Source organism: Megasphaera sp. DJF_B143, from assembly GCF_900320625.1.
GTDB lineage: Bacteria > Bacillota > Negativicutes > Veillonellales > Megasphaeraceae > Megasphaera > Megasphaera hexanoica.
The window spans coordinates 1-7840 of sequence record NZ_ONTA01000275.1 but is presented as its reverse complement, the minus strand read 5'-3'; the positions used below and the strand labels follow the sequence as shown (position 1 = coordinate 7840).

The window sequence follows — 7840 nt, the reverse complement described above, 5'->3', positions numbered from 1 at the left end:
TCTTTCGATGATTGTATTGTAACATCTTCTGCTGTTTTTGTCAACAAATAATCGATATTAAATAATAAAAATCTGACACATTTTAATGTAGACAGGGCATTTGTGTTGCCGGGAGAAGCGTGGTACCATATTCATATAAAACAGAATAGGAGGTTCAACATGGAATTAGGATTGAAAGGAAAAGTAGTTGTCATTACGGGTGGTACGGCTGGCATCGGCGCGGCCTGCGCCATCGGCTTTTGCCGGGAGGGAGCAGCCGTTGCTGTCTGGGGCAGAACTCAGAAGAGAATCGAAGCGTTTAATCAGGAATGCCACGCGGCAGGTGTGACCGTATTTGCGGCTCAGGCTGATGCCGGTAATATAGAAGAGCTGCAGCGGTTTGCTGACGAGGTACTGGGCCAATATGGTCATATCGATATCTGGATAAATAATGCCGGCATCAATATTGGCAAAAAACTTATGGATATTACCTTATCAGACTGGGAAAAAATGGTGCGGGTCAATCTGACAGGTGTCCTCTTTGGGACACAGATTGCTGCCCGGGCTATGGGCGAAAAAGGCGGCGTTATTTTGAACGCTTCTTCCTACGCTTCGCTTGTCCCTTCTGTGGGAGGTACGATGTACGGTGCTACGAAAGCAGCCGTTACGAATATGACAAAGACGATGGCAGCTGAACTGGCTCCCCAGCATATCCGGGTCAATGCCTATGTACCTGGTGTGATTGATACTCCTATGAATGCGGACCGCATTGCTGCTGATATTACGGGATCACTCATCGATGCGATTGCCCTCCACCGGGTGGGTTCTCCCGAAGAAATGGCTAAGGTTCTTATTTTTCTGGCATCGGATGCAGCCAGTTATATTACCGGTACTACTATTGAGGTTAGCGGTGGCAAATACGCCGTACAAAATTCTAACGTCCTGTGGAAATAACCTGGACCGTGTAATAAATAAGGACCGCTGCCCGGATATGGGGCGGCGGTCCTTGTCTATTCTTATTATGCGATATGATATTTATGTTCCAGTCGTTCCAGCAGAGACAGATAAGGAGCAGCAAAATCCTGTCCTTCTTCTTTTTCCATATTATGAACTGCAGCATCAATCTTTTCTTTTATCTCTGCCGGCAGGCTGCGGTCTGCCATAGGGTATACGACCGTATTTTCTTTATCGACATGAGCCTGCAGGCGGTTTACATAGGCCATGGCTTCTGTCAGGATCTGGAGTTTATATAACGTATCAGGATGAGCCTGATAGTTTTTCAATGCGTCATCCAACGCACGGACATGGGCACGGATGAGATCATGCTCAACAAGCATGCCGTGATTAATGATGACGGAGGCGATTTTTTCCAGATGTTGTACCATTTCGGGAAATAAGACAAGTTCTTCCCGGCGGTGATGATGTCCGTCTGCATAGGTACGGATAAATTTCAGAATTTCTGTAAATTCATTGCAATCGATGGGGGAACCATCCAAAATAGCACAGCAGGCCTTTTCTATTACCTTCAGCATCCGCGAAATATTGGCATGCTGTTTTACCATAACTTCTGTACAATACATACGTATCCTGCCTTTCTCAGGCGGCTTTTTTCACAATATGGAATGAGCCGTCTTCTTTATGAAGAAATGAATAATCGGTGTGGGATAACAGGCCAGCTATCAGAGCCTGACGGAGCAGATAATACCATTGACCATGTCCCTGCCAGTAATCACTGTGGATGTCAGCAGACTGTATCCAGGTAATGACATCATCACTGCTGTGAGAGACGCGGTTAATCTGATCACACGGCATACCGTCGAGGAGCAGGTCATCGAGACGGTGGAATGCTTCCGGCGCGGTAGCAGCTTGCAGGTTTTGGGCGGCACCAAAATCGCCAGCTGCTTGTTCCAGCACTTTCAGACGGGTTTCATCAGAACCGGCAAGGTGCAGGATGAGGTTGGCATACCGTGTTTCTGCATCCTGGATGCGTGTCTGCAGCCAGCCATGAATATTGCTTTCGTCAATGATTTCATCAAGCTGACGGCGGTCCGGGCAACTGAAACGGGTCAGATCTTCATCGTTCCAGCCTTTCTGTACGGCGCAGGAAATGAGAGCGTCTATAAGGGATTCCTGAAACTGTATTTTGTGATATAACCAGAAATGGACAGGTCCTAAAAATTTACTCATGATCTGCTTCCTCCTTTATGCACGATGTGCCTGAATAGTGGCGTTGACGGCGGCCGTTACGGTGCGGGCGTCGAGGCCATGTACATAGCAGGCATTTGCCAGGCTTTCCTGCTGGGATGACGGGCAGCCCAGGCAATGCATACCCTGTTCCAATAATGTGTCTACTACTTCAGGGTAGCTGCGCATAATGTCTCCCATGAGCATATCTTCTGTTACGGTCATTGTTTTTTCATTCATCATATATTCCTCCTGTTGAAAATATCTATGGATTTATGTGACTTATCTTTGTCTGTCTGTACTATAGCACGGATGTATCCTGTAAATCTGTTGTTATTACAACAGGAGGAAAAAGACTTTCCTAGACTTTGACTTCATAATGATATTTGACTAAAGACATAAAACAAGATTTTGTTTATCTACATCTGCTAAAAAGAGAGACAAGTGGGGGCTTTCCTGATATACTTTTGTATAATGAATGATAGATTGACAAAGAGGTGTGAAGCATGCAGATTTCTACAAAATTTACTATTGCGATACATGTATTGACAGCTGTCCGGTATTTTTCCGGCAATTATAAAGTAACTAGTGATTTTTTGGCAGGCAGTGTAGGAAATAACCCAGTTATTATCCGAAATATCATGTCCCAGCTCCGGGAGGCTGGCGTTATTGATATTAAGCGTGGTCCCGGCGGCATTACCCTGACGCGGCCTTTGACGGAAATTACATTTCTCGATGTTTACCAGGCCGTAGAAAAGAAGCCTGATGAAAGCCTGTTCCATTTTCATGAGCACCCCAATGATAAGTGTCCTGTTGGCAGAAATATTCATCAGAGTCTGGAAGGAATTCTGGATGATATACAGCAGAAGTTTGAAGAAGAATTGCAAAAACATACGTTGCAGGATGTATATGACCGGGCCGTGCAGGCTATTAGCCATGAAGCCATGTAATGCTTAGTGGTACGGGCCGTCAGAGAAAGGCTTTTAGTTGACACTCTATATAAACCATGTCATAATTACATAGATATGCCTTTAAAGCTGTGTGATTGCGGATTGGCAATACGTTGTGACAGGAGGAATACCATGGCAGATGATCGTATTATTACAGCTCTGGATGTACATTCGCTGGAAGATATGAAACGTCTCGTAGAAACTTTAGGAGACCGCATTTCTTTCTACAAAGTCGGTATGGAGCTGTTTTATAGTGCCGGACCTGATACGGTACGCTATCTGAAAGAACAGGGGAAACATGTGTTTCTGGATTTAAAACTTCACGATATCCCTAATACCGTAGCCCAGAGCGTACGGGCCCTTACCCGTCTGGGAGTGGATCTGATGACTCTTCATGGAATGGGAGGCAGATCCATGATGGAAGCTGCGGCAGCAGCTGCACGGGAAGAATCGGCCCGCCTGCAAATTGCCCGGCCCCGTCTGCTGGCTGTAACCATCCTGACGAGTATAGATGAAACGGCATGGAGAGAAGTAGGAGGAGCCTGCAGCATTGCTGAAGAAGTCAAAAAGCTGGCGGCCCTGGCTAAAGAATCGGGTATTGATGGAACTGTTTCGTCTCCCTATGAAGCGCGGGAAATACGGGAAATGAATGGCCCCGATTTTCTGATTGTTACTCCGGGCATCCGTCCGTCCTTTGCTGTAGCAGATGATCAAAAACGCTTTACGACGCCATCTCAGGCATTGCATGATGGAGCATCTCACCTGGTCATCGGACGGCCTATTACGAAAGCGGCTGATCCGGCATGTGCTGCCGATAAAATTTTAGAAGAAATACAGGAGGTATGATTGGCAATGTTATCTGAAGAAGAAGTAAGACAATTATTAGTAGAAACGAAAGCTGTATTGGAAGGTCATTTCCTTTTGACATCCGGCCTGCACAGCCCCTTATATGTAGAAAAATTTAATGTCCTCCAGCATCCGGAATATACAGAAAAACTTTGTAAGGAACTGGCAGAACGGTTTAAGGATCAGAATGTCCAGACCGTTATGGGGCCTATGACGGGCGGTATCCTGCTGGCTCATGAAGTCGGCAAGGCTCTGGGTACACGGGCTATCTTTACAGAAAGGGAAAAAGGCGTCATGACACTGCGCCGGGGATTCCATATTGAACCGGGCGAACGCGTTCTGATTGTAGAAGATATCGTGACTACTGGCGGAAGCGTTCAGGAAGTAGTCGATGTAGTCAAAAAAGCTGGTGGCGTCATTGTCGGAGTCGGCCTTCTCGTTGACCGCAGTGGCGGCAAAGCCGAATTCGGCGTACCTAAAGATAAGGTGCAGGCTCTCCTTCATCTGACGGTTCCAACATACAAACCGGAAGAATGCCCGCTTTGCAAACAGGGAATTCCCATGACGGAACGGGGCAGCCACCATCTGAAATAACTTGTAGGAGAGATTGTTACTATGGATATGTTATGGGCTATTTTGCCTTTCTTTAATGCAGGCTTGGTAGCAGCTGTCTTTGCCCGTTTTACCGGTGTCAATATGAGTATGTGTACGCTTATGACGCTGTTGTACATGGGGGCAAAGCCGGTTGAAGCAGTGGTCGCCATGCTGCTTTTCAATGTGTTTACGTATTTCACGATTTATTCTCAGCAGCATCTGATGAAGTTAAAGGAATTTTATTTCTTCCCCGGTTTTAAACTGGCAATTCCTATTCTGGTCATGATAGCGCTGACGGCTCTGAATGCCTTTTTTGGTATTGTATTTTTTGTCGCCGTCTTTTTATTGGAAATCTTTGCAAAAGTATATTTTGCCATGGATAAAAAAGTGCGCCCCGCCCGGCAGCAGCTTGTCACATTATGTGCCATCGGATCAGTCTGTGTCGTGGCAGGCGTAGCATTGGTACAGTTCCTGCCTGCTGAATACTATTATATTTTTGCCGGCATCATGATACTGGCCTATGCGTTCCTTATGTGGCGCAGTGGCAACCGCAATCAGCTTACGGACATATGGGATAAGCTTCTTTATGGAAGTGCGTTCGTTACGGGGCTTACAGGCATCGATGCGTCGGACTGGTTTGCGGCCATGCGGCGAAATACACCGTCTGCCTTATCGCGGTGCTATCCCATCGTACTCAATACGGCTATGGTCATCGGACTGATTGTATCCTATTTCCTGTATCAGTACTTTTCTCTGGGGTCGCTGTTTACTTCTATTGGGGCGGCCATTGGCATCCGCCTTTTCGGACTCTACGAACACAGTACGCGTTCCCATTTTTCCTACCTGGCTCTGGGACTGACTGTACTTACTGTATTGATTTTTATGCTGGTCCAGCCTGTGCCGTCGGGATTCCCGGAAGTTCCTCTCGGTGTCGGTGATGATGCTTTTACATGGTAAATAATATTATAAAAAACTGGCTTTTCCGTTTAGAGGAAAGCCAGTTTTTTTATGCAGGCTGCCTGCGCTGAAGTGTGACAAGAAATACGGTAGCCAGGATGCAGGCGAATCCGATGAGTTCGGGAAGATAGAAAACGGTACCGAGAAAAACAGCCGATGCAATAGAGGAGGTTACCGGTTCCAGTGTTCCAAGCAGGGTGGCTTTGACAGGACCGATGTCACCGACGCCGCGCAAAAAGAGATTGTATGTCAGGACCGTACCGATGAGTACGACGGCGGCCAGAAGCAGATACCCTGTCATATCGAGGTCAGTGGGAATGGTCCAGGGTTGCAGGAAACAGCAGAAAACGACTCCGCCGATGAACATGCCCAGAGCGTTGACGGTAATACTGCCCCAGTGCCAGACCAGATCCTGTGCCAGAAATGAATAACAGACACTGGCGACGGCTGTAATCAGTCCCCACATAAGGGCCTTGGAAGACAATACCATCGTAGATGGGTCTCCGTTGGTAGCGATGAGGAAGACGCCGGCCAGAGCCAGAAAGACGGATAGTGTTTCGGCCCGTGTAGGCAGGCGGTGGCCGCGGAAACAGACGATGACAGCCATCATCACGACACATAACGTCTGCAGGACGGCGGCCGTACCGGCATTGGCATATTGGATGGTCGTATAAAATGCCGTCTGACTCATGAGCAGGCCAAAGATAGAATAACAGAGAAGCAGAATGACATTGCGGCGTATCTTCAGCATGTCTTTCATCGCTCTATAATGAGGAGCTGCCATGAGCATCAGAAACAGACCGGCGCCGATGAGGCGGACGCTGGAAATCCAGAACGAATCAATGGTGTAATGGTGGAGCAGATACTGGCCGGCCGTACCGGTCAGTCCCCAGATAACTGCACCACCGCCAGCACAGAGATAACCCCTCAGGTAATGGCGTTGTGGCACGATGGAATTCCTCCTGTAATGTATTTCCTTTATTGTAACATTTTTATGAGAGGAATACAGCCGGAAATTTTTACTTCCAATAGGCCTGAGGCACTTGACGGAAGTGGTACAATAGAAAGAGCATGGATGAATTATTTGCAGTCGTCTGGAGGCTGTTGTTTCAGGAGGATACATGAAAAAAAATACAAGTTACAAGGTACAAGTCAGTGCCGGAACGTTGATTCTGGCTATGCGGGATTATTTCCAGGCGCGCAGAGACGGGCGGACAGAAGAAATGGAAGCCCAGCTCCGGCTGGCCGAAGCCTGCGTCAATGATATGGAAGAAGAAGCCGGTCACATAGCCGAAGCCATAGCCGATGCGGATGAGTATATGGAGGAAGAAGATTTCTGGGATGAGTCGGAAAACATGTATGTCAATGTACCAAAATGGTATAATTAAAAATTTTTTTGTCAAAAATTTTCCTTGACTTTAAAAGGACATCTATATAAAATAATAAAGAAAGATTCAGGCGGCAGTCCTGTGAGGCTGCGCTGATTCTGTTGATTTCTATACGTACCTTTAATATAGTCCAGAGAGGCTAAAAAGGGACATATGTTACGTATGCCTTGATATGACCTTTGCCTTTCGGCGAAGGTCTTTTTTTACAAAGGAGGATTTCCATGGTCAGTATACAGGGCAAAAGCCTGTTGGGATTGCAGGGAGTACCCAAAGAAGAAATCGAGCTCGTGCTGCGCGTTGCCAGAAAAATGAAAGAAGTTGTCAATAGCGACAATAAAAAATTACACCTGTTACAGGGTAAATCTATTGTCAACATGTTCTGGGAACCGAGTACGCGTACACGGGGTTCTTTTGAAATGGCTGCCAAGTATCTCGATGCTGATGTCATCAACTTCACGCCGAGCGGCAGCTCTATCCAGAAAGGAGAAAGTTTCCGTGATACTCTTCTGACAGTAACGGCCATGGGAGTGGATGCCATCGTCATGAGACACAAACAGGAAGGGTCTCCTCTTTATGCCAGCAAATGTGTTTCTCCGGTCATCATCAATGGTGGCGATGGTACGCATGAACATCCGACACAGGCTCTTCTGGACCTGTTCACTATCCAGGAAGTCAAAGGTCATATTGACGGACTGAAAGTAGTCATTGTAGGAGATATCGACCATGGCCGCGTAGCCCGGTCCAATATTTATGGCCTCAAGACGATGGGTGCTGATGTACACCTTGTCGGTCCGCGTACGCTGTTGCAGCCCGAACTGGCGGCCATGGGTGTTACCGTTCATTATGATCTCGATGAAGCCCTGAAGGATGCCGATGTCGTCAATGTACTGCGGATTCAGCGCGAACGTCAGGGTGTCGGCTTCTTCCCGGGACCTGGCGAAT

At 47.2% G+C, this 7840-nt stretch carries 11 protein-coding genes; 7 read left to right on the top strand and 4 right to left on the bottom strand.

Annotated elements, in window-relative coordinates; all coding sequences use genetic code 11:
• Positions 1–159 precede the first annotated feature (159 nt).
• Positions 160–933 carry an SDR family NAD(P)-dependent oxidoreductase gene (locus tag DBO31_RS08070; protein ID WP_150824890.1) on the top strand — a complete coding sequence of 258 codons (774 nt, stop codon included), beginning with the start codon at positions 160–162 and terminating at the stop codon, positions 931–933.
• Between the two features lie 65 nt (positions 934–998).
• Here the strand turns inward: DBO31_RS08070 and DBO31_RS08065 are convergent, their stop codons facing one another.
• The 3 genes from DBO31_RS08065 to DBO31_RS08055 are packed head-to-tail and all read right to left on the bottom strand — an operon-like array spanning position 999 to position 2406.
• On the bottom strand, positions 999–1559 hold the full coding sequence (locus DBO31_RS08065) for a hemerythrin domain-containing protein (protein WP_059076393.1): 561 nt from the start codon (positions 1557–1559) through the stop codon (positions 999–1001).
• A 16-nt stretch (positions 1560–1575) separates the two neighbouring features.
• Complete coding sequence (locus tag DBO31_RS08060; RefSeq protein ID WP_150824889.1) at positions 1576–2166, bottom strand: hypothetical protein; 591 nt, start codon at positions 2164–2166, stop codon at positions 1576–1578.
• A gap of 15 nt (positions 2167–2181) precedes the next feature.
• A complete protein-coding gene (locus DBO31_RS08055; RefSeq protein WP_200817499.1) occupies positions 2182–2406 on the bottom strand; it encodes a DUF1858 domain-containing protein in 225 nt (74 codons plus the stop codon).
• Positions 2407–2669: 263 nt separating this feature from the next.
• Between DBO31_RS08055 and DBO31_RS08050 the strand changes: the two genes are divergently transcribed.
• The 4 genes from DBO31_RS08050 (at position 2670) to DBO31_RS08035 (ending at position 5510) form a co-directional block, all read left to right on the top strand.
• On the top strand, positions 2670–3113 hold the full coding sequence (locus tag DBO31_RS08050; RefSeq protein ID WP_059076395.1) for an Rrf2 family transcriptional regulator: 444 nt from the start codon (positions 2670–2672) through the stop codon (positions 3111–3113).
• A 132-nt stretch (positions 3114–3245) separates the two neighbouring features.
• Positions 3246–3959, top strand: coding sequence for an orotidine-5'-phosphate decarboxylase (gene pyrF / locus DBO31_RS08045; protein WP_059076396.1), 714 nt, complete (start codon positions 3246–3248; stop codon positions 3957–3959).
• 6 nt (positions 3960–3965) lie between these two features.
• Complete coding sequence (gene pyrE, locus DBO31_RS08040; RefSeq protein ID WP_059076397.1) at positions 3966–4553, top strand: orotate phosphoribosyltransferase; 588 nt, start codon at positions 3966–3968, stop codon at positions 4551–4553.
• A 21-nt stretch (positions 4554–4574) separates the two neighbouring features.
• A complete protein-coding gene (locus tag DBO31_RS08035; protein WP_059076398.1) occupies positions 4575–5510 on the top strand; it encodes a hypothetical protein in 936 nt (311 codons plus the stop codon).
• A gap of 49 nt (positions 5511–5559) precedes the next feature.
• On the opposite strand, the gene DBO31_RS08030 is transcribed toward DBO31_RS08035, so the two are convergent.
• Positions 5560–6459 carry a DMT family transporter gene (locus tag DBO31_RS08030; RefSeq protein ID WP_075581493.1) on the bottom strand — a complete coding sequence of 300 codons (900 nt, stop codon included), beginning with the start codon at positions 6457–6459 and terminating at the stop codon, positions 5560–5562.
• A 172-nt stretch (positions 6460–6631) separates the two neighbouring features.
• Between DBO31_RS08030 and DBO31_RS08025 the strand changes: the two genes are divergently transcribed.
• Entirely contained in the window at positions 6632–6898 is a 267-nt protein-coding gene (locus DBO31_RS08025; protein ID WP_059076400.1) for a hypothetical protein, read from the top strand.
• 221 nt (positions 6899–7119) lie between these two features.
• A partial coding sequence (locus DBO31_RS08020) for an aspartate carbamoyltransferase catalytic subunit (protein ID WP_150824887.1) occupies positions 7120–7840 on the top strand: 721 nt, incomplete at its 3' end.